This is a genomic window from Amycolatopsis sp. NPDC051758 (assembly GCF_044453095.1).
GTDB lineage: Bacteria > Actinomycetota > Actinomycetes > Mycobacteriales > Pseudonocardiaceae > Amycolatopsis.
Map to the genome: position 1 here is coordinate 47,474 of NZ_JBITCJ010000013.1, position 21,911 is coordinate 69,384.

Here is a 21,911-nt window from a genome sequence, read left to right on the forward strand (position 1 = left end):
TCTCAGGCGGCGGGCACGGTGCGGTACAACGCAAAAGTGGCCAGGTACGGCGTGGCGCGGGACTGCGTGACGACGACGCGAAGCCGATCGGCGGTCACCGGCGCGGGCAGCGTGACCAGGCGGGTGTAGCCGATCGTGGTCACCGTGGCGAGAGTCCGCCAAGTGCCGTCGATCTCGGCCTGCACAAGCGCGCCTTCCACGTGCTGGCCGCGCGTGATGTCCTCGCCGAGCCGGATCTGGTCGAACGTGACCGGCCGGGGCAACCGGACGTCCAGCGGGCGGTCCAGTGGTTCCGCGGTGGTGAGCGAGGAATCCGTGACGGCGCCGGGAGCCCCCTGGGCGAGGTTGCGGGCCTGCGTCCGGGCAACCGCCTGGCCGAAGCCCGCGAGCGCGGCGGTGTCGGCGGGCGCGATCCGGCCGTCCGGCCCTGGTGGCACGTTGAGCAGCAGCGACGAGTTCCGTCCGACGGTCCGCCGGTAGATGTCCACGAGCTGCGCGGCGGATCTCGGCTGTTCGTCCGGGTGGTAGAACCAGCCCGGCCGGATCGAGACGTCGGATTCGGCGGGCGCCCACTGCAGGTAGCGCACCGCCGGGTCGGCCAGGACCTGCCGGGACCCGAGGTCCTGCGCGGTCGCGCCGCCGACGAACAGCTCTTCGTTGTGCGCGGTGTTCGGATCACCGGTGGTGGGCAGCGCGCTCCACTCCGTCTCCCGCGCCTGCCCGGCCTCGTTGCCGACCCAGCGCACCCCCGCGGGTCCGGCGAAGGTGACGGTGCCCGGGGAGAGCGCGTGGATCATCCGGAACCAGGTGGTGAAGTCGTAGGTCTCGCTGATCCCGTGGTCGCGCCAGGGGTTCGCGCCGTCCAGCCACAGCTCGTCGATCGGGCCGTACTGGGTGAACAGCTCGTAGATCTGGTTGAGGTAGTAGGCGTTGTAGTCGTCCTCGGTGACGGTGAACCGCGGCAGCTTCCCGGCCGCGAGGGCACCGGCGCGATCGTCGTGCGGCACGAGCGTCGGGATGGTCCGGCGGGTCACCGCGCTGCCGGTGCCGTAACGGCCCTGGCCCTGCGGCGCGCTCGCCCGGTCTTCGTAGGTGGCCTGCTCTTCGATGCTCAGCGGCTGTCCCGCGGCGACCTTGGCTTCGATCCGTTCGACCTCGTCGGCGAAGAACGCCTTGGGCAGTTCGGCGCCGTCGGCCGGCGAGAGGTAGACGCCGACCTTGAGCCCGGCCGCGCGGGCCGATTCGACGTAGTCGCGCAGGATGTCCCCACGCGGGTTCGCACACGCCGAATTCCGCGTCTGCCAGTACGCGGACGGGTCCCGTTCGCGGTTCGCCTGCGCCGTGTCCCGCGCCGGGTCGGTGCACCCCGGCATGAGCCACCACGGGCCGGCCACGACGGAATGGTTCGTGTAGCGCGTCGGGTAGAGGACAAATCCGTCGTGGTGCTTGGCGGTGAGCATCACCTGCGTCACCCCGGCCGCCTTGAGCGACCGCATCCACTGGGCGGTGTCGACGACCGGCGGCGCGAAGACGGACTCCTTTTCCGCGCCGGAGCCCCATTCCCGGTCGGTGAAGGTGTTCATCCCGAAGTGGGTGAACGCGGTGACCGGCCGCTGCTGCCAGGCCAGCTGCCCCGGGCGCGGCACCACGGCCGCGGCCTTGGCGACGATCCGGTCCGGGCTGTCGCAGGACGCCACGGTGATGATGCTGGCCGGCCGGATCGGCCCACCGCACCCCTCAGCCCCGGCAGCCGGGACCGACACCAGCGTGCTGGAAACGACGGCGGCGACGAGGACCAGACCGCGAAACGTCATAGCTCTCCTCGTGACGGACCGCGGCCACGCACCCGGCGGCGGCGAGACGGGGTGGACGATCGTCAGACTAGGTCGGGCATCCATCGGATGTCTAGACCTGACCAGTTGACAACGAATGACGTGAACCAGTCACACTCCCGACTTTCGGAGGGGATTGATCCGACGGATCAAGGGGAAGCGTCCGGTCCGGTAGCCTGATGTCCGTGTTCACGAAGTGAACAGCGGTTCCAGACTTCCGGCGGAGGCCCCCGTGACCAAACCGACGCGGTCCCCCGACACCCGGGGTGACCAGGCGGACATCCAGGCGGTGAGCCGGGTCAGCCAGATCCTGTCGCTGTTCGACCCGGCGACCCCCGAGGTCACCGCGACCCAGGTCGCCGAGCGGCTCGGTCTGAACCGCACCACCGCCTACCGGTACTGCACGTCCCTCGTCGCGGCCGGGCTCCTGGAGCGCAGCGCCGACGGCGGTTACGTGCCCGGCGGCCTGCTGCTGCAGCTCGGCGCGTTCGCCATCGGCCACCGCCGGGTCGTCAACCTCGCCCCGCGGCACATGCAGGCGCTTTCGCGGGCCACCCAGACCAGTGTGGTGCTCAGCCTCTGGGGCCTCACCGGGCCGGTGGTGTCGCGGGTGGAGGAGAACGTCTCGACCATCGTCGTCGTGTCCGTGCGGGTCGGCAGCCACCTGCCGCTGGACACCGCGCAGAGCAAGGTGTTCCTCGCCTACCACCCCGACCAGCTCTCGATGGAACGGCTGATCGGCAACCTGTCCGGCACGGCGCGCGACGAGCTGCGCGCGGACGTCGACCGGGTGCGCGCGGTCGGCCACTGCTCGGCGATGAGCACCCCCGGCATCGTGGCGGTGGCCGCGCCGGTGTTCGACGAGTACGGCATCTGCGCCACCCTGGCCATCGTCGGCCCGGACAACACGCTGTCGATGGCCGACGAGACACCCGAACTGCGCGTGGTCGTCGCCACCGCGCGCGAGCTCACCGAAGAGCTCGGCGGCCACTACCGGCCGGACGACGTCCAGCGCGCGGTGTAGGGCAACCACGCCGGGGACAGCGCCGGCGGGACGTCCGCGTACGCGCGTGCCCCGGCCACCGCACTGCCGATGAAGTCCGCGCGGACTCCGGCGACACCCTCGACCAGTTCTCGGAGCATCGCCGGACCGCCGATCCACAACGCCGTCACGACTTCGACGGCCTGGGCGCCCGAAGCGAGGAACCGCAGCACGTCGGCCGCGGTGCGCGCGCCGTTCGTGCCCACCAGGGGCACGTCGAGCGCCGCGTACGCCTTGCTGACCCAGTACAGGCTCATCGGCAGGCAGCCCGGTGAGCTCCACGCGCCCCAGGACCCGAGCACCGCGCCGCCGTCGAGGTCGGGCAGGAACCCCGGGTACCGGCCGACCAGCCCGACCGCGTCCGCGCCGGCCGAGCGGGCCGCCCGGGCCAGCGCAACGACGTCGGACGCCTGACCCGGCAGCTTCACGAACAGCGGCACGTCGACCGCGGCCCGCACGGTCCGCACCGCTTCAGCGACGGCGTCCACTTCGGTCAGTTGACGCACCGCGCGGGCCTCACGCCCGTGCGGTGCCCCGATGTTGAGCTCGACGGCCGGCACCGCGGCCGCCAGCACCCGCCCGATGCGCGCGGCCGCGGCCGGGTCGCCGAGGGTGATGCTGCCGAGCACCGGGCAGCCGCGCGGCGCTCCGTGCGCCACCGCCGAGGCCAGGGTCTCGAGCCAATCGTCGAGGTCCACCTGCGCGAGCCCGGAGCGGTTCAGCAGGCCGTCACCGAGGTACGCCGAGCCCGGCGGCCGCACCTGCCGGTCACCGGAGACGAACGCGTAGTCCGCGATGTCCAGCTGGCGGCGGGCCGCGGCGCTCTCGTTCACCGACTTCGCCACGACGGCACCGGCGCCCGCGTCCACGCAGGCGGCGATGCCGTCGAGGGTCATGGTGAGCTCGGACGAGCCGACCCAGACCGGGTTGGCGGCGGCCAGTCCCCCGACGTCCATTCAGGACAGCGCGGGAATCGTGCTGTCGTCGGACATGTCGACGTCCTTGGTCTCCGGCCCGAGGAAGCCGCCGAGGCTGATCAGCGCGCCGGCCAGCACGATCAGGACGGCCGGGGCGAGGTGCGCCGGCATGACGCCGTCGAACTGCTGCAGGTAGAACTGGTAGAACGCGGGCGCGATGAGCGCGAGGCTGTACCCGACGCCGTAACCGGTCGACCGGATGCTCGCCGGGAACCGCTCGGTCAGGTACGCAGCGATCGGGCCGAACGTGCCGACGGTGAACACGCCGATCAGGACGCCGAAGCCGAGCGCAGCGCCGAAACCGCCGTTCGAAGCCATCAGCAAGGTGTACGAACCCGCGCCGACGACCAGGACCGCGATGCCGTAACCGATGTAGAACCGCCTTCGCCCGATCCGCTGGGACAGCAGGCCGAAGAGCGGGTAGGACAACGCGGCGGACGCGTTGATCACGAGCATCGTCAGCGTGACCTCCTTGCTCGAAAGCATGAGGTGCGACTTCAGCTGCGCGGGTGTCACGGCCGCTTCCATGTTGGTCGCCAGCCAGGTGCCGGTCATCAGCACGAACACCTGCGCCAGCGCCCGCGGGTACTTCACCAGCAGCCGGACGAACGGCATCTTGTGCTTCTCGCCGGTCAGCTCCGCCGGCGCCTCGTGCACGTTCTTGAGGTAGTAGCGGAACAGCACGGCCGCCAGCGCCGCGCCGACGAAGAACGGGACCCGCCAGCCCCACTGCACGTACGCGCTGTGCAGCCCGGCGGACGGCAGCAGCTGCAGCATCAGCAGCGTGATCGCGGCGATCACCGCGTAGGCGGCGGGTGAGGTCGAGGTGATGATCGACGCGTAGAGGCCACGCTTGTGCTTCGGGCTCCACTCCATCGCCAGCGGCACCGCCGTCGTGTACTCACCGCCGAGGAAGATCCCGTCGACGAACCGCAGCGCGATGAGCAGGCCGACCGACCACATCCCGATCGTCTCGTGCCCGGGCAGGCACGCGGTGAGCAGCGTGATCGTGCCGAAGCCGCCGACCGCGACGAGTGTCGTGCGCTTGCGCCCGACGGTGTCGGCGAAGTGGCCGAAGATCACCGCGCCGAGCGGGCGGCCGATCAGCGTCGAGGCGAACACCAGCGACGCCAGCAGCGCCGTCGTGCTCGCGCTGAGGTTCGCCGCCTGGAAGTACGCCGTCGCCGGCGCCAGCACGACGATCGGCAGGTAGATGTCGAACTGGTCGACGAAGTAGGCGAGCGTCCCGCCGCGGACCGCGGCCCGCACCTTGGCGGGGTCCGGGCCGTGCGGGGTGCCGGGACGAGCGGCCGCCTCGGCGGCGCTGGGCGGTGTGGACATCGGCGTCCTCCGTTGCTCCGAACTTAATGTTCACCAAGTGAACGTCAGATACTCTAAATACGCGTCCTGCGTTGCACAAGAGCGGTCACAGGGTTGACAGCCGGTCTTATAGTGAACTTTGACTTCATAATGCGAACGAAAGGCGTCTCATGAGCTCGCGCCCCGCCATCGCCTCCGTCCTGGACGGCCTGGTCGACATGCACGTCCACTCCGGCCCCAGCCCGTTCCCCCGCCGCTTCGACCACGTCGAGGCCGCGCAGGACGGCGCCCGGATCGGGATGCGCGCCATGGTCGCCAAGTCCCACCACCACAACACCCAGATGGACGTCCTCGCGATGAAGGGCCGCCTCGCCGACGTCAAGGCCCAGGCCTTCGGCGGCATCGCGCTCAACAGCACCGTCGGCGGGCTCAACGTGCACGCCGTGCGCATGACCCTGCGCATGGGCGGCAAGGTCGTCTGGTTCCCGACCATCTCCTCCGGCCGGCACATCGACTGCCACCCCGAGGACGGCGCGTTCCCGACCACCACCGTGCCGCTGACGCTGGAGCGCATCGACATCGTCGACGGCGAAGGCGCCCTCAAGCCCGAGGCGCTCGAGATCCTCGACGAGATCAAGGAGCAGCAGGCCGTCCTCAACGGCGGGCACATGTACCCGGAGTACATCCGGACGCTGTTCCAGGAGGCGCACGAGCGCGGCCTGAAGCGGATGGTCGTCAGCCACCCGGACTTCGTGATCGGCGCCGACCCGGCCGTGTGCCGCGAGCTGATCGAGCTCGGCGCGTTCATCGAGCACGAGGTCGGCATGTACGACCCCGAAGGCACCCAGAAGTGGGACCCGAGGAACCTGCTGACCTGGATCGAGGCGCTCGGCCCGGAGCACACGGTGCTGGCTTCGGACTTCGGCCAGAAGGCCAACCCGAAGCCGGTCGACGCGTGGCTGCGCGTCGGCGAGGCGCTGCTCGACCTCGGCCTGCCGGAGAAGGACCTGCGGCGGATGGTCCGCGACAACCCGACGTACCTGCTCAACCTCGACGCCTGAAAGGACTCGCCGTGTACGAAAAGGACGATCCCCGCTCGGCGCTGGCCACCGCGGCCCGGCCCGACAGCGGCGCCACGATCACCGCCGCGCAGTACCTCGACCTGCGCGCCACCCCGGTGGTGCGCGCGCAGAACGTCATCCTCATCCACACCGACGCCCGCGACGGTGACGACCTCGACAACGGCACCCTGGACGGCGAGCTGGCGATCGTCGTCACCGGCGCCTCCCCCGCGTTCACCGTGCTGACCGGCGACGGTGCCATCCGCATCACCGAACCCGGGCTCGTCGTCGTCCCGCCCGGCGCGTCACGGATCAGCGTGCACGGCGACGGCCCGCTCGTGCGGCTGGTGGAGGCGACCGAACCGGCTTGGCAGGGCCGGGTCGCCAACGCGGACGCCTACGCCGAGAACCACCCGCGCGTCACGCTGCTGGAACGCTGGCCGGAACCCGCCGAACCGCGTGTCCGCTTCTACCCGCTTTCCGAAGTGCCGGACGACCCGAAGCGGTTCGGGCGGATCTTCCGCACCCGGTCGTTCATGGTGAACTTCCTGCCGCTGCAGGACGGGCCGCGGGACGCGCGGAAGCTGTCGCCGCACCACCACGACGACTTCGAGCAGCTTTCCCTGGCCGTGCAAGGGGAATACGTGCACCACATCCGCACGCCGTGGCTGCCCGACAGCACCACCTGGCGGGAGGACGAGCACGTCCGGATCGGCAGCCCGTCCGTCACGATCATCCCGCCGCCGACGGTGCACACCTCCGAAGCGAGCGACCCGGGCGTGAACCAGCTGATCGACATCTTCAGCCCGCCGCGGGTGGACTTCTCGGAGAAACCGGGCTGGGTCCTGAACGCCGACGACTACCCGATGCCGTGAGCACGCGCACCGGTGGCGGGCTGTTCACCCGCGAGGCCACTCCCGTGGGCACCTGGCTGAAGATCGCGTCGGGCGAGCCGGCCGAGATCATGGCGTTCGCCGGGTTCGACTTCGTGGTGGTCGACCTGGAGCACGCGCCGCTCGACCTGCAGACGGCGTACCGGCTCATCAACACGGCCGCGGCTTTGGGCATGACGCCGCTGGTGCGGGTGCCGGACAAGACGCCGTCGACGATCCAGAAGATCCTCGACGCGGGCGCGATGGGCATTCTCGTCCCGCACGTGGACACGGTCGAGGAGGCGGCCGCCGTCGGGCGCGCGTGCCGGTTCCCGCCGGACGGCGTCCGCGGCGCCGGCGGCACCAGCCGGGCGGGGGCGTGGGGCCTGAAGCCGAACGCCGAGTACCTGGCGACCGGCAACCACGACGTGCTGTGCATCCCGCAACTGGAAAGCGTCGAGGCGATCAAGGCCGCGCCGGAGATGCTCGCCCTGGACACGGTGGACGCCGTGTTCGTCGGCGCGGCGGACCTGTCGATGTCCATGGGTTCAACACCCGCGTCGCCGGACGTGCTCGACCTGATCGCCTCGGCGATCGCGGCCGCGCACGACGCCGGGAAGCGCTGCGGGCTGGCGTTCGGCGGGGTGCCGGCGAAGGCCGCGCAGGCGGTGCGGGACGGCTGCGACTTCGTCCTGCTCAGCAACGACACGACGATGCTGGCCGAAGCCGCCCGCGGGCTCGTGACGGCGTTCCGGGAGGCCGCCGGATGACGCTTCCGCTGCCGCGCACGGCGTTGTCGATCGCCGAGCTGGACGACCTGGACCACGACGGCGTCGTGCGCTTCGTGCAGGCGCTCGAGGAGTACGGGCACCGGATGGTCTGGATCCCGGAGGTCGCCGGGCGGGAGGCGTTCACGACCGCGGCGCTCGTGCTCGCCTCGACGTCCCGCTTGATCGTCGGCAACGGCGTCGCGCGGGCCCTCGAACGTGTCCCGAAGTCCGCGGCGTCGGCGGCCCGGGACCTCGCCGCCGGGTATCCCGGGCGCTACGTGCTGGGGCTCGGGGTCAGCGGAGCGGTCCGTGAACGCGGGGTCGGACCGCTCCCGTTCCTGCGCGAGTACCTCGACGGCGTGGACAAGATCGCGGCCGGCGTGCCGCGGGTGCTGGGCGCGTACTCGGCGGGGATCACGCGGCTCGCCGCCGAGCGCGCCGACGGCCTGATCACGTTCCTCGTCACGCCGGAGCACACCCGCTGGGCGCGCGAAACGCTCGGGCCGGAGAAGTTCCTGTCGGTCGTCCAGTGGGCGGTGGTGGGCCGGTCCCGCGCGGCGGCGCGGGAGGTCGCGCGTCGCCGGCTCGCCTACTACCTGACGCTCCCCCACCAGCTCGCGAAGCTCACCCGGCTCGGGTTCACCGAAGCCGATCTCGCCCCACCGGGGTCCGACCGGCTGGTCGACGCGCTCGTCGCCTGCGGCCCGCCCGACCGGGTGCGCGAGGCGGTGCGGGCGCAGTACGAGGCGGGCGCCACCCAGGTCGCTTTGACGCTGGTCGGACCGCTGGACGACACCAAGCTTGCCGCCTACCGCGCACTCGCCGAAGAGGAGAACTGATGCGCACGGCCGAAAAGGTCATCATCACCACCGCGATCACGGGCTCGGTGAACATCCCGTCGCAGAGCCCGTACCTGCCACTGTCCGCCGACGAAGTCGCCGACGCCGCCTTGGCCGCCATCGAAGCCGGGTCGGCCATCGTGCACCTGCACGCCCGGGAACCGGACGGGCGGCCGACGCCCGATCCGGACGTGTTCGAGAAGATCGTCGGGCGGATCACCGCGCAGACCGACGCCGTCATCAACATCACCACCGGCGGCGCTTCGTCGATGAACATGGAGCAGCGGCTGGCGGCGGCGTTCCGGTTGAAGCCCGAGGTTGCGTCGATGAACATGGGGTCGATGAACTTCGTCTACTCCGGCATCGCCGACAAGGTGACGGAGTGGAAGCACGACTGGGAAAAGCCGTACGTGCTGAACACCTACTCCCACCCGTTCGTGAACACCTTTGACAAGATCGAGTACACGCTGCGAGCGCTCGGTGCGTCCGGCACCCGGTTCGAGTACGAGTGTTACGACATCGGGCACCTGTACTCGCTGGCCTACTTCGTCGAGCTCGGCCTGGCGAAACCGCCGTTGCTGATCCAAGGTGTGTTCGGTGTTCTCGGCGGCATCGGCGCCGACCACGCGAACCTGGAGCACATGGTGCGGATCGCCGACAAGCTCTTCGGGGACGACTACTACTTCTCGGCCTTCGCCGCGGGCCGCGACCAGATGAGCTTCGGCACCCACAGCGCGTGGCTCGGCGGCCACGTCCGGGTCGGCCTGGAAGACAGCCTGTGGATCGGCAAGGGAAAGCTGGCGGAGAGCAACGCCCAGCAGGTGCGGAAGATCCGGGCGGTGGTGGAGGATCTCGGCAAGCCCATCGCCACGCCGGCCGACGCCCGCGCGATGCTGGCCCTGCGAGGAGGAGAAGCATGAGCCTGCTGACCGGAAAGGTGGTCCTGGTCGTCGGGGCCAGTTCAGGCATCGGCGCGGACGCGGCGCGCGTGTTCGCCGAGGACGGCGCTTCGGTGATGCTGGTGGCGCGGCACGAAGAGCCGCTGGCGAAACTGGCCGCCGAGCTCGGCGACCACGACGTCGCCTACACGACCGGTGACGTCGCGTCGGCGTCCGATGTGGACGCGTTCGTCTCGGCGACGGTCACCCGGTTCGGCCGCCTCGACGGGGCGTTCAACAACGCGGCCATGGGCGGCGGCGGGCGGCTCGACTCGGTGTCCGAGGCGGACTTCGACCGGATCATGGCGGTGAACGTGAAGGGCACCTGGCTGTGCCTGCGCGCGGAGGTCGCCGTGATGGAGCGCCAGGGATCCGGATCGATCGTGAACGTGAGCAGCATCGGCGGCCTGCGGGGAAGCCCGGGCATGGGCGCGTACCAGGCGACGAAGCACGCGGTGATCGGCCTGACCCGCACGGCCGCCCACGACTTCGGGCCGCTGGGCATCCGGGTCAACGTGCTCGCCCCGGGCCCGACGGAGACCCCGATGCTGGACGAGCTGCGCCGCACGATCCCGGGCGGCGTCGAGGCCCGCATCGCGGCAACGCCGTTGCGCAAGGCGGGCACGGGCGCGGAAGTCGGCTCGACGGCGGCGTTCCTGCTGAGCGACCGGGCGAGCCACCTGAGCGGAGTGGTCGTCCCGGTGGACGGCGGCTTCACGGCCTGAGCGGTGGGGCGCCGGTTCCCGGCGCCCCACCGTCGTCACGCCAGGTCCGGGATCAGCTCGCCGATCAGCCGGATGCTCTTCAGCACCTTCTCGTGCGGGATCCCGCCGATCTGCTGGAGGCACATCATCCGGTCGATGCCCAGGTCGGCGTACGCCCGCAGCTTCTTGCGGCACGTCTCCGGGCTGCCGACGATCAGCGAGTCCTGCGCGCTCAGCACCTCGAAGACCTCGTCGTCCGGCACCTGCTCACCCTGGAGGATCCGCGCGATCAGCAGGTTGGCCGCCGAGGGTGCGTTCGCTGCTTCGCCGCGCAGGAAATCGCCGGTGAGGCCCGGGGACTTCATCAGTTCTTCGTTGCGGGCGTTGGCGCGCACGAACTCCGTCGCCGCTTCGAAGAACGTCAGGGCCGTCACCGTGTACCAGGCCGCGGCCGCCGCCGCGCCGCTCCGCATCGCCTCTTCGTCGGTGTCCGCGCAGTGGACGAACGTGAAGAACCCGACCTGGTTGTTGACAAACGCCCCGACCGGCGACGTGCACTGCTCGGCCGCGGCGCGGTACAGGCCGATCAGGCGGCCCGCCCGCTCCAGCGACTCCCACATCGTCGTGCCCAGCACGCCCACCCCGCGCCGGCCGGCCTCCTCGAACGACGCCGGGCTCGCCGCCGCCTGCCAGAGCGGCGGGTGCGGGCGCTGCATCGGCTTCGGGCCGATCGAGACGTCGGCAACCTGGTAGGTGTCACTCTCGTAAGAGAACCGCTCGGACGTCCACATCGCCGGCACCATCTCGAACGCCTGCTGCGTCTCGGCGCGCGCGTCGTCCGGGGTGATGCCGAACAGGCGCCACTCCGGGATCGTCGACCGGGTCAGGCCCAGCTCCACCCGGCCGCCGCTGAGGTGGTCGAGCGTCGCCGCCCGCTCGGCGACGCGGATCGGGTGGTTGAACCGGCCCGGCGCGAGCACCGCGGAGTGCCCCAGCCGGATCCGGCTCGTGCGCTGCGAAAGCGCCGCCAGCACCAGCTCCGGCGCGGACGACAGGCTGAACTCCCCCGCCCCGTGGTGCTCGACCTGCCACCAGCACCCGTAACCCAGCTCGTCGGCGAGGACGGCCTGCTCGATCGCCTGGCGGAACCTGAGCTGCTCGTGCCCCTCGGCCCAGGGACGCGGGTTCTGGATCTCGTTGAACAGGTCGATCTTCATCCACGGCCTCCGCTCGTCGGGGTCACCGAGAAGTCAGTCTCCGAGAGCGACCGGCTCGTTACCGATAGTCGCCCGGAAGGAGTAACCGCACCCCGGGGCGGCCGTCACCACGGATCACCACGGCACCGGGCCGTCCTCGTTGAGGAAAACGCCGCTCGGCGCGTCCGCGCCTCGGGCAACCAGGTCGAGGATCACCTTCGCGCCCTGCTCGGCGGTCCGCGGCCCGGTGTGTCCATTGAGGTCGGTCGCGAGGTGGCCCGGCGTCACCGCGTTGACGCGCACGTGGGCGAGCTCCGGCCGGGCCGCGAACGCCGTCGCGTAGCGGATCGTCGCCATCACCAGTGCGCTCTTTGCGGAGGCGTAAGCGATCGTGTCCGTCGCCGCCGCGAACGTCGAGCCCGGTGCGGTTGTCAGCGCCAGGGAAGCCGTTGTGCTCGCGACGTTGACGATGTGCGGATGCTCGGCCGGGCGCAGCAGCGGCAGCAGGGTGTGGATCATCGTGACCGCGCCGAACAGGTTGGCCTCGAACGTGCGCCGCAGGTCCGCCGCCGTCAGCTCGGCCGGCTCGGTGCGGAAGACCGCGCCCGCGTTGTTGACCAGCACGTCCAAGTGGCCGTGACGACGCCGGATCAGGGCGGCCACCGCCTCGGCGTCCGTCGTCGAAGTGACGTCCAGCCGGACGGGCGTGACCGAAGCCGGCAGCCGGGCCGCGGCTTCCGCGCCCTTGGCCGGGTCCCGGCTGCCGAGCAGCACCGCCCACCCGAGCCGCGCGAGCCCCCGCGCGACCTCGAAGCCGAGTCCTTTGTTCGCACCGGTCACCAGCGCCACCCGAGTAGTGCTCATGCCGCGAGCCTGGGCCGGCGGCGCCGGGCGGACCAGGCCGTGGCAGGGCCACCCGGACTACCCTGGTGATCATGACGAACCGCATCGGAGAGTTCCTCCGGGCGCGGCGCGGGCTCGTCCGGCCCGCCGACGTCGGCCTCCCGGACCTCGCCGAGCGCCGGGTCCCCGGCCTCCGCCGCGACGAGCTGGCCGCGCTCGCCGGCGTCAGCCCGGAGTACTACACACGGCTCGAACAGGGCCGCGACCGCAACCCTTCGGAGCAGGTGCTGACGTCGCTGGCGCGGGCCCTCCGGCTGGACACCGACACCGAGGCGCACCTCCGGCAGCTCGTCCGCCCGCCTCGCACCGCATCCGCCGGGCCCGAACGCCTGGCGCCGGGCATGCAGGAGCTGATCGACGCCTGGCCGGACACCCCGGCGCTGGTCTGGGGACGGCACCTGGACGTGCTCGCCGCGAACGCCCTGGCCGTCGCGCTCGCTCCGCGCTACGCCCCCGGCACCAACCTCTTTCGCTCGTTCTTCCTCGACCCCGCGGCCCAGGAACTGCACCCTGACTGGGAAGCGATGGCGGGCAACGTCACGGCCATCCTGCGCCGCCTCGCCGGCGCCGCCCCGGACGACGAGCGGCTGACCGGCCTGGTCGCCGAACTCACCGCCGGCAGCACGGCTTTCGCGCAGCGCTGGGCCCGCCACGACGCGCGGCGCACGACCACCGCCGTCAAGCGGTTCACGCACCCGGTGGCGGGTGAACTCGAGCTGGCCAAGCACGCGTTCGGCGTGCCGGGGGCCGGCGAGCAGACCCTGGTGGTCTACCGCGCCGAGCCGGGCAGCCCGTCGGCGGACCGGCTGCGGCTGCTGGCGGCCTCGGTCAGCCGGGCCCCAGGTCGGCCGACAACCAGTGCTCCGGTCGCATGAAGATGGCCGGATGCTCGCCGAGCTCCTTGCGTTCGAAGGCGACGAACTCCTCGACCTTCTCCGCCGGCAGGTAGCGCGCGGCCATCTCGTGCGCCCGCTCGTCGTCGTCCGGCGCGGTCCCGGTCACCGGGCCCTCCACCGAGACGTAGCGGACCGTCGGCTCGGTTCGCTGCACCAGCAGGCTGAACCGGCCGGCCACCTCGATCGCCCGCGCCTTCCGCGACCCCGGCGGGGTGCGCACCCACAGGTCCCCGCCCGGCGTGTACTGATACCAGATGGGCACCGTGAGCGGCGCCCGATCGGGCCGCTCGACGACCGAAAGCGCACCGATATGGGGTTGCGCCAGGAACTCTTCGCGTTCTTCCTTGGACAGCACCATGCGCCGGAAGCTACCCCGGGGGTCCGACAAAAACGCACAAACACCCACCACCGGTTGAGATCCAGGTCACGTCCGGCTCACTCGGCGCGCCGCACCGCGGGGTGACTGCCATCCTGTGCCGTCAGGAAGGCGTGCGGACGAAAGGACACCCCGTGGGGATCATCGGCTGGATCGTGCTCGGCCTCATCGCCGGCATCATCGCGAAGGCCCTCATGCCCGGCAAGGACCCCGGTGGCTGCATCATCACCATGCTGCTCGGCGTCGCCGGCGCGTTTCTCGGCGGCTGGATCGGCAAGACGCTGTTCCACACCCAGCTCGGCACGTTCTTCGACCTGCGCACGTGGGGCCTGGCGATCCTGGGCGCACTGGTCATCCTGGTCGGCTACCGCCTGCTCTTCGGCGGCCGCAGCCGCCGCGACTGACGGAAAACCGCCGGGAGCAAGCGCTCCCGGCGGCTGTCCGCGTCCTCAGTTGAGGCTGACGCCGTACGCGCTCAGCGCCTCGCCCACCGGCTGGAAGTAGGACGAGCTGCCGCCCTTGCCGGAGGTGATGCCGAGGCCGACGCTGCCGGCGAACAGGCAGCCGCCCGAGTCGCCCGGGTTGACCAGCGCGTTGGTCTGGATCAGCTGGTACACCGAGCCTTCGGCGTAGTTGACCGTCACGTTCGTCCGCTGCACCGAGCCCGAGGTGAGGTGGGTGGTGCTGCCGCTCTTGCTGATCCGCTGCCCGACGGTCGCGGTCCCGGCGGAGCTGATCCGCTGGGTGGAGCCGTTCCACAGGGTGACCGCGCCCGGCGCGCTGCCGGTGGTGTTGCGGATCAGGCCGTAGTCGTTGGTCGGGAAGCTCGCGCCCTGCGACGGGCCGACGTTCCACGTCGACACCGCGCGGGTGCAGTGGCCGGCGTCGACGATGTAGTTCTGGCCGCCGCGGTTGGTGTTGAAGCCGGCCGAGCAGCGGGTGCCGCCGCCGGTAATGGCTTCGCCGTTGTAGATCGCGGTGTGCATCTCGCCGGCGACGCGCTCCACCCGGACGCGGTCGCCGAGCGTCCCGGCCGCCCGCAGCAGGGCATCGGTGCCCTTGGCCGCATCGGCCACGGTCAGCACGACCTGGTTGGTCTTCGGGTCGAGGCCGACCGAAGTGTGCGCCACCGCGGGCAGCGCCTGCAGGGCGTCCTGCGCGCCCGCCAGCGCGGCGCTGGAGTGCTTGACCAGCCGGGCCTGCGCGCCGGCCGCGGTGACCTGGTCGGCAGCGGCCTGGTCGAGCACGTTCACCACCGGCTTCGCGGCTGCGTCGAGGTAACCGTCGACGGCGCGGGCGCCGAGGGCGGCGGTCGTCTTCTGCAGGGTCTCAACGCTCGCCGACTGCGTGCGCAGCAAGGCGACGGCGGCGGACTCGCTGATCCCGGCGTCCGCGGCGAGAGACGCGACCGCCTCTTGCTGCACGGCCGGCGAGTAGCCGTCGATGGTGGTGGCGGTGGCCGGGGTGGCGAAGCCGATGACCGCGGCGGCAGCCACCAGAGTGGTGGCGGAGCGGGCGAGCAGGTGGTGTCCCGGGGACGTTCTGCGCATGCCGGTAACTCACTTTCGCGGGGAGGACCGGCGCGAAGGGGTGGCCACGCCGGTGGGGTGGCCGGCCGCGGGGCCGGCGCCGGTGATCCGGTGCGGTCGAGGGTGCTGCGCGGCCGGGACCGGCGGTACCGACTTTCGTCGGACAGGACAAAAGATAGGTACCGGGCAAAACGCCTACCGAGGTTTTTGCGCACAGTAACCGGGCAGCGAACACGCGGTGCCGGTCCGGCCCGAAGTGCCAGCGGAGATGTTGTGGCACAGCAGGTTTTCAGCTGAGGTGGACGAGAATCGGCTGTTCGCGTGAACGTGTTCGTCGCTTCGCCCGGTTAAACTGGAAGCCGGTGTGACCGTCGGTTCGGAGAAGACACACAACATGAACGACCAGCGGCAGGTGCTCGTCCGGGCGGAATCCCGGCGCGTCAACGTTTCCGACGTCGACGGTGGGCACGAGACGCTCTCCTACCCCGGTGTCACTCTCACTCGTGTCAGCGCCGGCTCCCCGCAGGACGAGGTCTGGCTGCCGATGGGCGATCTGCCCTCCGAGGTCGACGACGAAGCCCTCATCGCCGCCCTGCGTGACGCGTTCCTCTGGCGGACCGGCGTCCGCTAGCGCCGAGCCGGATCGTTGCACAAGCGCTCGCACGGCCCCGGTGGTCGAATTCATCGAACGGTCGAGCTCACATCGATCGCGCCTCCCGTGGATAACCACCGCCGTCCTGGGTAGACCTCCTGCGAAGGAGGAACCGCACAGTGCGAGTGAACTGGAGCACGGCGGGACAGCCGGGCTGGCGGGTATTGGACGTCGCCGGGCGCAAACCCGCAGGTCTGGCAGCCGCCCGCCGGTGGGCGGAGGACACGCTGGCCACCCTCGGCGAAAACCAGCTGATCGACGCGCTGATCGTGGTCGGCGAGCTGCTCGAGAACGCCCACGTGCACGCCGGAGGACCCCGCCAGCTGCGGATCCACCGTGCGGACGACCCGTGTGAGGTGACCGTTGCCGTCGCCGACGCCGGGCGCGGTGAGCCCCGCCTGCGGGTTCCCGACCTCGGTGGCGGCCGCGGGCTGCTGCTCGTCGACCAGCTCTGCCTCGCTTGGGGCGTGAGCCGCCACGACGACGGAAAGCTCGTGTGGGCCCGGCTCGAATGTGCAACGCCTTGACCGGCGGCAACCGATGCGTTACCGATGCGGTCCTGCTTCAGTCCACTTTGAACGGATGCTGCCGGTCGAACAGCATCGTTCGGTCTCCTGTGGACGGTCAGGGTCACGCCGGATCGAGGGCCAAGCCGAGGACTTCCTTTTGCCGCACGAAGAACTGGCGTCCAAACGCGACACGTCGCATGGGGACTGTCCACCAATGAGCTCGCGGCCGAGTCCGCCGGAATTCTGATCGATCCAAACGTTCTCTTGTCTTCCGGGACGATCGCGAAACGCGCTTGTCGCCGCCCCGGCACCGCTCAGCGGCGGGGCGCTCCCGGCGGCGCCTGCCGCTGGCCGGAGACGGGCGGCGGCCGCCGGACCGGGGGCTGCTGGGCCCGGGGTTGCTGGGGCCGGGGGCGCTGGGCCGGGGGCCGCTGGGGCGCGCGGTCCTGCGGCGGGCGTCGCCGCGGAACGGGCTCGGGGTCGGGCTCCGGCTCCGGCGCCCGTCGGCGTGACGGCCGGTTCACCCAGGAGTCGAAAACGAGGATCAACCCGGCAAAAACGGCGCAGGCCAGCCCCAGTCCCACGTTGACCAGCGCGCCGAGGATCCCGGCGACGAGCAGCACCGGCAGCACTGCCATCAGGCAAAACGGGTCGATCCGGCCGAATTTCGGGCGCTTCCCGCCCGCGCTCGGGCTCACGCCCGCCACCCGGCGTGACTGGCAGTTCTTCGGACCATGGTCGCAGTATGCAAGACCGGGCCGGGCCCGGCCAGTGTCGCCGGACACGTCCGCCGGCTCAGCTCGCGCGCAGGGCCGTCTCGATCTCGACGTCGGTGAGGCGGCGCGGGCTGACGTAGTACAGGGTCGAACCGGCCGGGAGGTCGCCGTCCCAGGCCGGGTTGACCACGAGGTCACCGGCGGACCGGGCGGCCAGGATCGTGGCGCCGAACGCCCGGCCCAGCGCGAGCCGGCACCGCTCGGCGGGCAGCCGGCCCAGCGACGCCGGCAGCGTCACGGAGTACGTGCCCGCGCCGCCCGTCGTCATCAGCTCGGCGTAGACCTCGGCGATACCCGGCGACGTCAGCTCCTCGGTCACCATCCGCGGGGTGTGCCACTGGACGCACTTGATCCGCGGGTTCACGTAGCGGACCAGCTCGGACTTCTCCATGTCCCGGAGGGTGACCACGACGTGCGCGGCCGGGCTGGCGTGGTCGACCGTGACCGCGACGGCCAGCGCTTCGTTGTCGTCACCCATGTCGACCAGGACGGTCGCGGCCCGGTCCACGGCCGCCCGGGCCAGCACGTCGGCGGTGGTCGGCTCACCCCGGACGAACTCCACCGGCTGCGCCGGCATCGGGTGGAGGGCGACCTCGTCCCCGGCGCAGACGACCAGCCCGGTCACCCCCTCGGCCAGCAGCTGGGCGACGATCCGCTCGGTCCGCCCGGCCGCGTAGCCGATCAGCACCGTGTGCCCGGTGGCACGCACCGGCTCGGTCCCCTGCATACGCCGTCCCTTCGCCTGTTCGAGCCTCGAAGCGAGCTTGGTGAACACCGTGGTGAGGGTGGCGATCCCGCCGATGATGACGTAGGCGCCGACGAAGTGGCCGGCGGTGGTCTCGGGTGAGTAGTCGCCGTACCCGACGGTCGCGGCGGTGACCACGAAGTACCACCAGTAGTTGCCGGCCCGGACCAGCTCGCTGCCCGCCGGTTCGGCCAGCGCCATCAGCGGCCAGCTGGTGCCGAACACGAAGACGACCACGAGGACCGGCAGCATCCAGCCCTGGTTCACCACCCAGCGCGCGAGCAGCCGGGAAAGGAAGAACGACACCGGCCCTCCTCACCGAACACCACCGCGAATTCCCGCCAGCGGATCACATCGCCGGTACCGGAACAACGGCGGTTACCGGAATGAGTCCGGTTGAGACGGTCCGGTTATCCGGGTCGCCCGGTCCAGTGGACGACGTCCGGGAATTCGAGGAACTTCTTCAGGTGCTGGTCTTCGGTGCGGCGGTGCAGCGGGAATCGCAGGACCGAACCGTCCGGCCACGTCAGGGTCCGCTTGCGCAGGCTGAGCTCGGGCGCCTGCGGTCCGCGCGCCTCCCAGACGACCTGCGGCTCGGGCGCGTCCGCGGGGTCGGTGAACGTCGTCCCGGTGTCCACCACCGCGACACCCGAGGGTGCGCACACCAGCCACGGCCCCTTCGCCGTCAGGAGCCGATCGGCCGGTTCGAGCGCCATCGCGTCCGCCGGGCCCGAAACGCGGACCTCCCGCTGGGACAGTCGCCCCGGAGCGCCACCGTTCGCCAGGGCGAAGACGGAAAACACCGCCGTGCCGATCCCGCGCAGGACGTTCCGGAAGGCCTGCCGGCCGAGCTGCTCGCCCTCGACCGAGCCGTCGTTGCGGCGGCCGGGCACGTCGAAGCCCAGGTCGGTGTCGCCGAGGCGCAGCACGATGACCGGCTCCTGCCACCGCGCGCGCATCAGCTCCTCGACGCGTTCCCGGAACCCGGGACGGACCTGAGCCTCCTCCGCCCAGTGCTCGGCACTGGCCTGGAGCCCGGCCGCCCGGTCGGTCAGATGTCGAGGTCCTTCCGGGTCTCCTCCGGGCTCCGGTCCCCGCCGATCTCGCTCTTGTCGAACCACGGTTCGTCTCCTTCGGGCGTGACGGCGTCCTTGCCTTCGGCGAAGGCGCCCTTGCCGGCGCCGATGCCCGCCTTGACGCCCGCACCGGCGAGGAACGGCTTGACCCCGGCCGAAGTGCCGAACATCGTGGTGAGCACCCGGTTGCTCGGCTGGAACCCCTGCGCGGCCGCGCCGAAGCCGAACTTCGTCTCGCCGGGCATCACGCCGAGGCGCAGCTTCCGGGTGAACACCTCCAGCTTCCCGGAGTACTTCACCAGGAACTCCATGAAGGTGTCGAGCAGCTTGCCGAACTTGCCCAGGTAGCGGGTGACCTTCTGCAGCACGCTGGCGGCCTTGGCGATGGACGCGGTCATCGCGGCGGCGACCGAGCCGCCGAAGCTGATCACCGACGCGGCCAGCGCGGGCAGCCAGAGCGTGATCAGCCAGGACACCAGCTCGGTGATGATCCCCTTGATCACCTCTTCGATGACCACCATGACCATCGACCACATCTGCAGCACCTCGGCCACCGAACCGGCGGCCGAGCCGATCCCGCGGATGCCCGAGGAGAAGTCGCCGAGCGCTTCCTTCGCCGCGTTGCCGGCGTCGTCCACCCACTCGGCCAGCGCGGTGTCGCCGGTCTTCTCGAAGTCGTCGGCGAGCGCGACGAAGCCCTGCGCGATGGTGACGAAGTTTTCCGACGCGTGCCCGATCGCCGGGCCGTCCCCGGTGACCTGGTGCAGCGCGTCCTGCAGCGGCTGGACCAGCTCGAGCAGCATGTTCAGCCCGTGGCTGACCAGCCAGCCGATCGGGTCCATCGCGAAGGTGACCATGTCGCCCGCGGCGGCGCCGACGAACGCCGCGCCGTCGCCGACCAGCGCGCCGCCCGCGGAGGCCAGCTCGCCGATGTTATCCGCCTGGCCCGCCTGCTGGGCGTGCTCGCCGATGGACTTGCCCGCCTTGTAGGCGGTGCCCGCCACCGGCACGTACCCGGCCGCGCGGTCGAGGTTCGCGCCGGTGCTCTCGTCGTAGGCCTCGACGTCCAGCGCGTCGGCGATGCTCTTCTTCGGCTCGGTCATTCGCCCTTCCCCACCGCGTCGATCTGCGCCTCGTACCGGCCGAAGGTGACGACGCCGGCGTCTTCCATGCCCTGGTACAGCTCCGCGGCCTTGGTCAGCTTGGCGGTGAAGCCGTCCACGCCGTCCTTGAGGTCGGTGAGCAGGGAGCGCAGTTCGGTGAGGCGGTCGGTGTACCCCTGCTTGGCGAAGAGGCCGACCAGGCCCCACGCCTCGTTCGTGACGTCGGCGGCGTCGATCTTGGCGCCGAACTTCTCCGCCTCCTGCTCGTAGAACGGGAGCTGGCGGGCGTAGGCGGAGATCGCCCCGATGTTCGTCTGAATTCCGTCTGGCATCGCGGCTCCCTAGGATCGGCGGAGGATGGGGCCCTGGTCGTCGAAGTAGTCGTCGTCCCCGCCCCGGGGCCGGCGAACGGGCCGCGACGGGGTTCGCGGCTGCGGTTCCGACGCGGGTTCGGCCGCCGCGGTTCCGAACGCTTCGGTCTGGGCCTCGCGCACCTGCGCGGAGACGTCGACACCGAGCGTGTCACCGAAGGTCTCGTCGACGATCCCGGCCTGCTGCTGCACGGCGCCGGCCACCGCCCGGCGGATGGTGTTCATGATCGTCGCGGACAGCTGGCCCGCTTCGACGCGCATGGCGCCCGCGGTGAGCCGGACGTCGGTGACGGTCCCGCCGGCGCCCGCGGTCACCGTGACGGTGCCGTCCGGCGAGGTGACGGTGGTCGAGACCTGGGCGACCCGCTCCTGCATGTCACCGACGTCGGCGAAGCGGGCCTCGGCCTGCCGCACCTTGGCCCGGAAGTTCTCGAACTGGGCGATCAGCTCGTCCATCTGGGCGGACATCGTGTCTCCCTTGCGCGATAGGTCGGACAGTGGCCGCATCATGACAGATTCGTGCGTCCGAAGACCTCAATTCGACTGATCGCGCGGTATCGGGGCCGGTCAGGCGTTGAGGAGCTCGAGGGTCACGGTCAGGCTGTCCCCGATTTCGAGGCCCTCGGCCTTCCGGACGGCGCGCTTGACGGGCAGCACGTAACCGCCGCGCCCGCTGTCCGGGAAGATCGACGTCCGCCAGCTGGTCGTCCCCACGCGTACCCGGACCCGCACCGCCCCGAAGCCCCGCCGCGGCCCGGCGGCGATCTCCCGGATCTCCTCCGAGGCGTCGACGGGCAGGCTCACGAAGGTCCAGCTCTCGGTGCGCCGGGCGTCCCACTCCCACAGCTCGGCCTCGAACACGAAGTTCACCCGGCCAGTGTCACACGGGGCACCGACAGTTCTTCCCGCGTCACCGTCCCCGGTGCACAGCCAGGACCTCGGCCGCTTCACGGGGTGTGCACGCGCCGATCAGCACGTGGGCCGTGAGGCCGTCGACCAATGCCGACGTCACGCGGGCCTCGTGCCCGGGGCCCGGTTCGGCGGTGGCGGCACGAGCACACAAGTCCTGGTGGGCCGCGCCGAAGCGCCGGCGCACCGGATCGGCGAGATCCGGGCCCGCGGCCGAGCGGACCAGCAGGCCCAGCCACGGCCGGCGCCCGGCGAGGTCCGGCACCCGCTGCCCGGCCAGCGTGCCGAGCAGACCGGCTTCGCCCCGGACAGCGGCGATCCGCCGGTCGAGGGCGTCGACGGTGTTCGTGAGCGTCAGCCGCAGCAGCAGCTCCTCGCCGGCGGCGTGCTGCGCCGCCCAGTCCCGCGGTCGCCGTGCCTCCGCGGCGACGGCCGACGCGGTCACCCCGGTCAGCCCGTCCCGAACGATGATGCGCACCACCGCGTCCGCCACTTCCGTCCGTCTGCCCGACCCG

The 21,911-nt window shown here is 71.3% G+C and carries 26 protein-coding genes; 11 read left to right on the plus strand and 15 right to left on the minus strand.

Going from position 1 to position 21,911, the window contains the following annotated elements; translation table 11 throughout:
- Nucleotides 1-2: 2 nt before the first annotated feature.
- A complete protein-coding gene (locus ACIA5G_RS43775) occupies nucleotides 3-1,814 on the minus strand; it encodes an alpha-L-fucosidase (protein ID WP_395934543.1) in 1,812 nt (603 codons plus the stop codon).
- Nucleotides 1,815-2,064: 250 nt separating this feature from the next.
- On the opposite strand from ACIA5G_RS43775, the gene ACIA5G_RS43780 reads away from it, so the two are divergent.
- Nucleotides 2,065-2,856 carry an IclR family transcriptional regulator gene (locus tag ACIA5G_RS43780; RefSeq protein ID WP_395934545.1) on the plus strand — a complete coding sequence of 264 codons (792 nt, stop codon included), beginning with the start codon at nucleotides 2,065-2,067 and terminating at the stop codon, nucleotides 2,854-2,856.
- Here ACIA5G_RS43780 and ACIA5G_RS43785 read toward each other — a convergent pair.
- Nucleotides 2,823-3,830, minus strand: a complete 1,008-nt coding sequence (locus tag ACIA5G_RS43785) for a dihydroorotate dehydrogenase (protein WP_395934547.1) — start codon at nucleotides 3,828-3,830, stop codon at nucleotides 2,823-2,825. The two genes, ACIA5G_RS43780 and ACIA5G_RS43785, sit on opposite strands and share 34 nt — an antisense overlap.
- Entirely contained in the window at nucleotides 3,831-5,192 is a 1,362-nt protein-coding gene (locus ACIA5G_RS43790) for an MFS transporter (protein WP_395934549.1), read from the minus strand.
- Between the two features lie 149 nt (nucleotides 5,193-5,341).
- Between ACIA5G_RS43790 and ACIA5G_RS43795 the strand changes: the two genes are divergently transcribed.
- The 6 genes from ACIA5G_RS43795 to ACIA5G_RS43820 are packed head-to-tail and all read left to right on the plus strand — an operon-like array spanning nucleotide 5,342 to nucleotide 10,376.
- Complete coding sequence (locus tag ACIA5G_RS43795; RefSeq protein WP_395934551.1) at nucleotides 5,342-6,232, plus strand: DUF6282 family protein; 891 nt, start codon at nucleotides 5,342-5,344, stop codon at nucleotides 6,230-6,232.
- Nucleotides 6,233-6,243: 11 nt separating this feature from the next.
- Entirely contained in the window at nucleotides 6,244-7,107 is an 864-nt protein-coding gene (locus tag ACIA5G_RS43800; protein WP_395934553.1) for a hypothetical protein, read from the plus strand.
- A complete protein-coding gene (locus ACIA5G_RS43805; RefSeq protein WP_395934555.1) occupies nucleotides 7,104-7,874 on the plus strand; it encodes an HpcH/HpaI aldolase/citrate lyase family protein in 771 nt (256 codons plus the stop codon). Before ACIA5G_RS43800 ends, ACIA5G_RS43805 begins: the two co-directional genes overlap by 4 nt.
- The gene (locus ACIA5G_RS43810; RefSeq protein ID WP_395934557.1) at nucleotides 7,871-8,713 is read left to right on the plus strand and encodes an LLM class flavin-dependent oxidoreductase; all 843 of its coding nucleotides are present in this window, start codon (nucleotides 7,871-7,873) and stop codon (nucleotides 8,711-8,713) included. The genes ACIA5G_RS43805 and ACIA5G_RS43810 overlap by 4 nt, the downstream gene beginning before the upstream one ends.
- Nucleotides 8,713-9,633 (plus strand): 3-keto-5-aminohexanoate cleavage protein, encoded by a 921-nt coding sequence (locus tag ACIA5G_RS43815; RefSeq protein ID WP_395934559.1) that lies wholly within the window; start codon nucleotides 8,713-8,715, stop codon nucleotides 9,631-9,633. Before ACIA5G_RS43810 ends, ACIA5G_RS43815 begins: the two co-directional genes overlap by 1 nt.
- Nucleotides 9,630-10,376: an SDR family NAD(P)-dependent oxidoreductase gene (locus ACIA5G_RS43820; protein ID WP_395934561.1), complete on the plus strand. Its 747-nt coding sequence runs from the start codon at nucleotides 9,630-9,632 to the stop codon at nucleotides 10,374-10,376. Before ACIA5G_RS43815 ends, ACIA5G_RS43820 begins: the two co-directional genes overlap by 4 nt.
- 35 nt (nucleotides 10,377-10,411) lie before the next feature.
- Here ACIA5G_RS43820 and ACIA5G_RS43825 read toward each other — a convergent pair whose 3' ends face one another.
- Both ACIA5G_RS43825 and ACIA5G_RS43830 read right to left on the minus strand, forming a co-directional pair.
- Nucleotides 10,412-11,572, minus strand: a complete 1,161-nt coding sequence (locus ACIA5G_RS43825) for an LLM class flavin-dependent oxidoreductase (protein ID WP_395934563.1) — start codon at nucleotides 11,570-11,572, stop codon at nucleotides 10,412-10,414.
- Nucleotides 11,573-11,686: 114 nt separating this feature from the next.
- Nucleotides 11,687-12,415 carry an SDR family NAD(P)-dependent oxidoreductase gene (locus tag ACIA5G_RS43830; protein ID WP_395934565.1) on the minus strand — a complete coding sequence of 243 codons (729 nt, stop codon included), beginning with the start codon at nucleotides 12,413-12,415 and terminating at the stop codon, nucleotides 11,687-11,689.
- 71 nt (nucleotides 12,416-12,486) lie between these two features.
- On the opposite strand from ACIA5G_RS43830, the gene ACIA5G_RS43835 reads away from it, so the two are divergent.
- Nucleotides 12,487-13,329, plus strand: a complete 843-nt coding sequence (locus tag ACIA5G_RS43835; protein WP_395934567.1) for a helix-turn-helix domain-containing protein — start codon at nucleotides 12,487-12,489, stop codon at nucleotides 13,327-13,329.
- On the opposite strand, the gene ACIA5G_RS43840 is transcribed toward ACIA5G_RS43835, so the two are convergent.
- Nucleotides 13,283-13,708, minus strand: a complete 426-nt coding sequence (locus tag ACIA5G_RS43840) for a pyridoxamine 5'-phosphate oxidase family protein (RefSeq protein WP_395934569.1) — start codon at nucleotides 13,706-13,708, stop codon at nucleotides 13,283-13,285. The two genes, ACIA5G_RS43835 and ACIA5G_RS43840, sit on opposite strands and share 47 nt — an antisense overlap.
- A 152-nt stretch (nucleotides 13,709-13,860) precedes the next feature.
- Between ACIA5G_RS43840 and ACIA5G_RS43845 the strand changes: the two genes are divergently transcribed.
- A complete protein-coding gene (locus tag ACIA5G_RS43845) occupies nucleotides 13,861-14,130 on the plus strand; it encodes a GlsB/YeaQ/YmgE family stress response membrane protein (RefSeq protein ID WP_395934571.1) in 270 nt (89 codons plus the stop codon).
- A 45-nt stretch (nucleotides 14,131-14,175) separates the two neighbouring features.
- Here the strand turns inward: ACIA5G_RS43845 and ACIA5G_RS43850 are convergent, their stop codons facing one another.
- Entirely contained in the window at nucleotides 14,176-15,276 is a 1,101-nt protein-coding gene (locus tag ACIA5G_RS43850; protein ID WP_395934573.1) for a trypsin, read from the minus strand.
- A 343-nt stretch (nucleotides 15,277-15,619) separates the two neighbouring features.
- On the opposite strand from ACIA5G_RS43850, the gene ACIA5G_RS43855 reads away from it, so the two are divergent.
- The gene (locus ACIA5G_RS43855) at nucleotides 15,620-15,886 is read left to right on the plus strand and encodes a hypothetical protein (RefSeq protein WP_395934575.1); all 267 of its coding nucleotides are present in this window, start codon (nucleotides 15,620-15,622) and stop codon (nucleotides 15,884-15,886) included.
- 140 nt (nucleotides 15,887-16,026) lie between these two features.
- The gene (locus ACIA5G_RS43860; RefSeq protein WP_395934577.1) at nucleotides 16,027-16,434 is read left to right on the plus strand and encodes an ATP-binding protein; all 408 of its coding nucleotides are present in this window, start codon (nucleotides 16,027-16,029) and stop codon (nucleotides 16,432-16,434) included.
- A 296-nt stretch (nucleotides 16,435-16,730) separates the two neighbouring features.
- Here the strand turns inward: ACIA5G_RS43860 and ACIA5G_RS43865 are convergent, their stop codons facing one another.
- The 8 genes from ACIA5G_RS43865 to ACIA5G_RS43900 all read right to left on the minus strand — a co-directional run bounded on the left by ACIA5G_RS43865 (nucleotide 16,731) and on the right by ACIA5G_RS43900 (nucleotide 21,874).
- Nucleotides 16,731-17,114 carry a hypothetical protein gene (locus tag ACIA5G_RS43865; RefSeq protein WP_395934579.1) on the minus strand — a complete coding sequence of 128 codons (384 nt, stop codon included), beginning with the start codon at nucleotides 17,112-17,114 and terminating at the stop codon, nucleotides 16,731-16,733.
- A 97-nt stretch (nucleotides 17,115-17,211) separates the two neighbouring features.
- Complete coding sequence (locus ACIA5G_RS43870) at nucleotides 17,212-18,243, minus strand: ion channel (RefSeq protein WP_395934581.1); 1,032 nt, start codon at nucleotides 18,241-18,243, stop codon at nucleotides 17,212-17,214.
- A 104-nt stretch (nucleotides 18,244-18,347) separates the two neighbouring features.
- Entirely contained in the window at nucleotides 18,348-18,896 is a 549-nt protein-coding gene (locus ACIA5G_RS43875; RefSeq protein ID WP_395934583.1) for a hypothetical protein, read from the minus strand.
- A gap of 92 nt (nucleotides 18,897-18,988) precedes the next feature.
- Complete coding sequence (locus ACIA5G_RS43880) at nucleotides 18,989-20,116, minus strand: hypothetical protein (protein WP_395934585.1); 1,128 nt, start codon at nucleotides 20,114-20,116, stop codon at nucleotides 18,989-18,991.
- Entirely contained in the window at nucleotides 20,113-20,448 is a 336-nt protein-coding gene (locus ACIA5G_RS43885; protein WP_395934587.1) for a hypothetical protein, read from the minus strand. The genes ACIA5G_RS43880 and ACIA5G_RS43885 overlap by 4 nt, the downstream gene beginning before the upstream one ends.
- Before the next feature lie 9 nt (nucleotides 20,449-20,457).
- Nucleotides 20,458-20,955, minus strand: a complete 498-nt coding sequence (locus tag ACIA5G_RS43890) for a YbaB/EbfC family nucleoid-associated protein (RefSeq protein ID WP_395934589.1) — start codon at nucleotides 20,953-20,955, stop codon at nucleotides 20,458-20,460.
- A gap of 99 nt (nucleotides 20,956-21,054) precedes the next feature.
- Nucleotides 21,055-21,357, minus strand: a complete 303-nt coding sequence (locus ACIA5G_RS43895; RefSeq protein WP_395934591.1) for a DUF1905 domain-containing protein — start codon at nucleotides 21,355-21,357, stop codon at nucleotides 21,055-21,057.
- A gap of 40 nt (nucleotides 21,358-21,397) precedes the next feature.
- Nucleotides 21,398-21,874, minus strand: a complete 477-nt coding sequence (locus ACIA5G_RS43900; RefSeq protein ID WP_395934593.1) for a hypothetical protein — start codon at nucleotides 21,872-21,874, stop codon at nucleotides 21,398-21,400.
- Between the last annotated feature and the right edge of the window lie 37 nt (nucleotides 21,875-21,911).

Excerpts from the sequence above, each read along its gene's own strand:
- ACIA5G_RS43775 (WP_395934543.1), bottom strand. The coding sequence starts at position 1,814 with ATGACGTTTCGCGGTCTGGTCCTCGTCGCCGCCGTCGTTTCCAGCACG.
- ACIA5G_RS43850 (WP_395934573.1), bottom strand. The coding sequence starts at position 15,276 with ATGCGCAGAACGTCCCCGGGACACCACCTGCTCGCCCGCTCCGCCACC.
- ACIA5G_RS43795 (WP_395934551.1), top strand. The coding sequence starts at position 5,342 with ATGAGCTCGCGCCCCGCCATCGCCTCCGTCCTGGACGGCCTGGTCGAC.
- ACIA5G_RS43880 (WP_395934585.1), bottom strand. The coding sequence starts at position 20,116 with ATGACCGAGCCGAAGAAGAGCATCGCCGACGCGCTGGACGTCGAGGCC.
- ACIA5G_RS43785 (WP_395934547.1), bottom strand. The coding sequence starts at position 3,830 with ATGGACGTCGGGGGACTGGCCGCCGCCAACCCGGTCTGGGTCGGCTCG.
- ACIA5G_RS43885 (WP_395934587.1), bottom strand. The coding sequence starts at position 20,448 with ATGCCAGACGGAATTCAGACGAACATCGGGGCGATCTCCGCCTACGCC.
- ACIA5G_RS43790 (WP_395934549.1), bottom strand. The coding sequence starts at position 5,192 with ATGTCCACACCGCCCAGCGCCGCCGAGGCGGCCGCTCGTCCCGGCACC.
- ACIA5G_RS43830 (WP_395934565.1), bottom strand. The coding sequence starts at position 12,415 with ATGAGCACTACTCGGGTGGCGCTGGTGACCGGTGCGAACAAAGGACTC.
- ACIA5G_RS43875 (WP_395934583.1), bottom strand. The coding sequence starts at position 18,896 with ATGCGCGCGCGGTGGCAGGAGCCGGTCATCGTGCTGCGCCTCGGCGAC.
- ACIA5G_RS43815 (WP_395934559.1), top strand. The coding sequence starts at position 8,713 with ATGCGCACGGCCGAAAAGGTCATCATCACCACCGCGATCACGGGCTCG.
- ACIA5G_RS43820 (WP_395934561.1), top strand. The coding sequence starts at position 9,630 with ATGAGCCTGCTGACCGGAAAGGTGGTCCTGGTCGTCGGGGCCAGTTCA.
- ACIA5G_RS43825 (WP_395934563.1), bottom strand. The coding sequence starts at position 11,572 with ATGAAGATCGACCTGTTCAACGAGATCCAGAACCCGCGTCCCTGGGCC.
- ACIA5G_RS43835 (WP_395934567.1), top strand. The coding sequence starts at position 12,487 with ATGACGAACCGCATCGGAGAGTTCCTCCGGGCGCGGCGCGGGCTCGTC.
- ACIA5G_RS43890 (WP_395934589.1), bottom strand. The coding sequence starts at position 20,955 with ATGTCCGCCCAGATGGACGAGCTGATCGCCCAGTTCGAGAACTTCCGG.
- ACIA5G_RS43810 (WP_395934557.1), top strand. The coding sequence starts at position 7,871 with ATGACGCTTCCGCTGCCGCGCACGGCGTTGTCGATCGCCGAGCTGGAC.
- ACIA5G_RS43840 (WP_395934569.1), bottom strand. The coding sequence starts at position 13,708 with ATGGTGCTGTCCAAGGAAGAACGCGAAGAGTTCCTGGCGCAACCCCAT.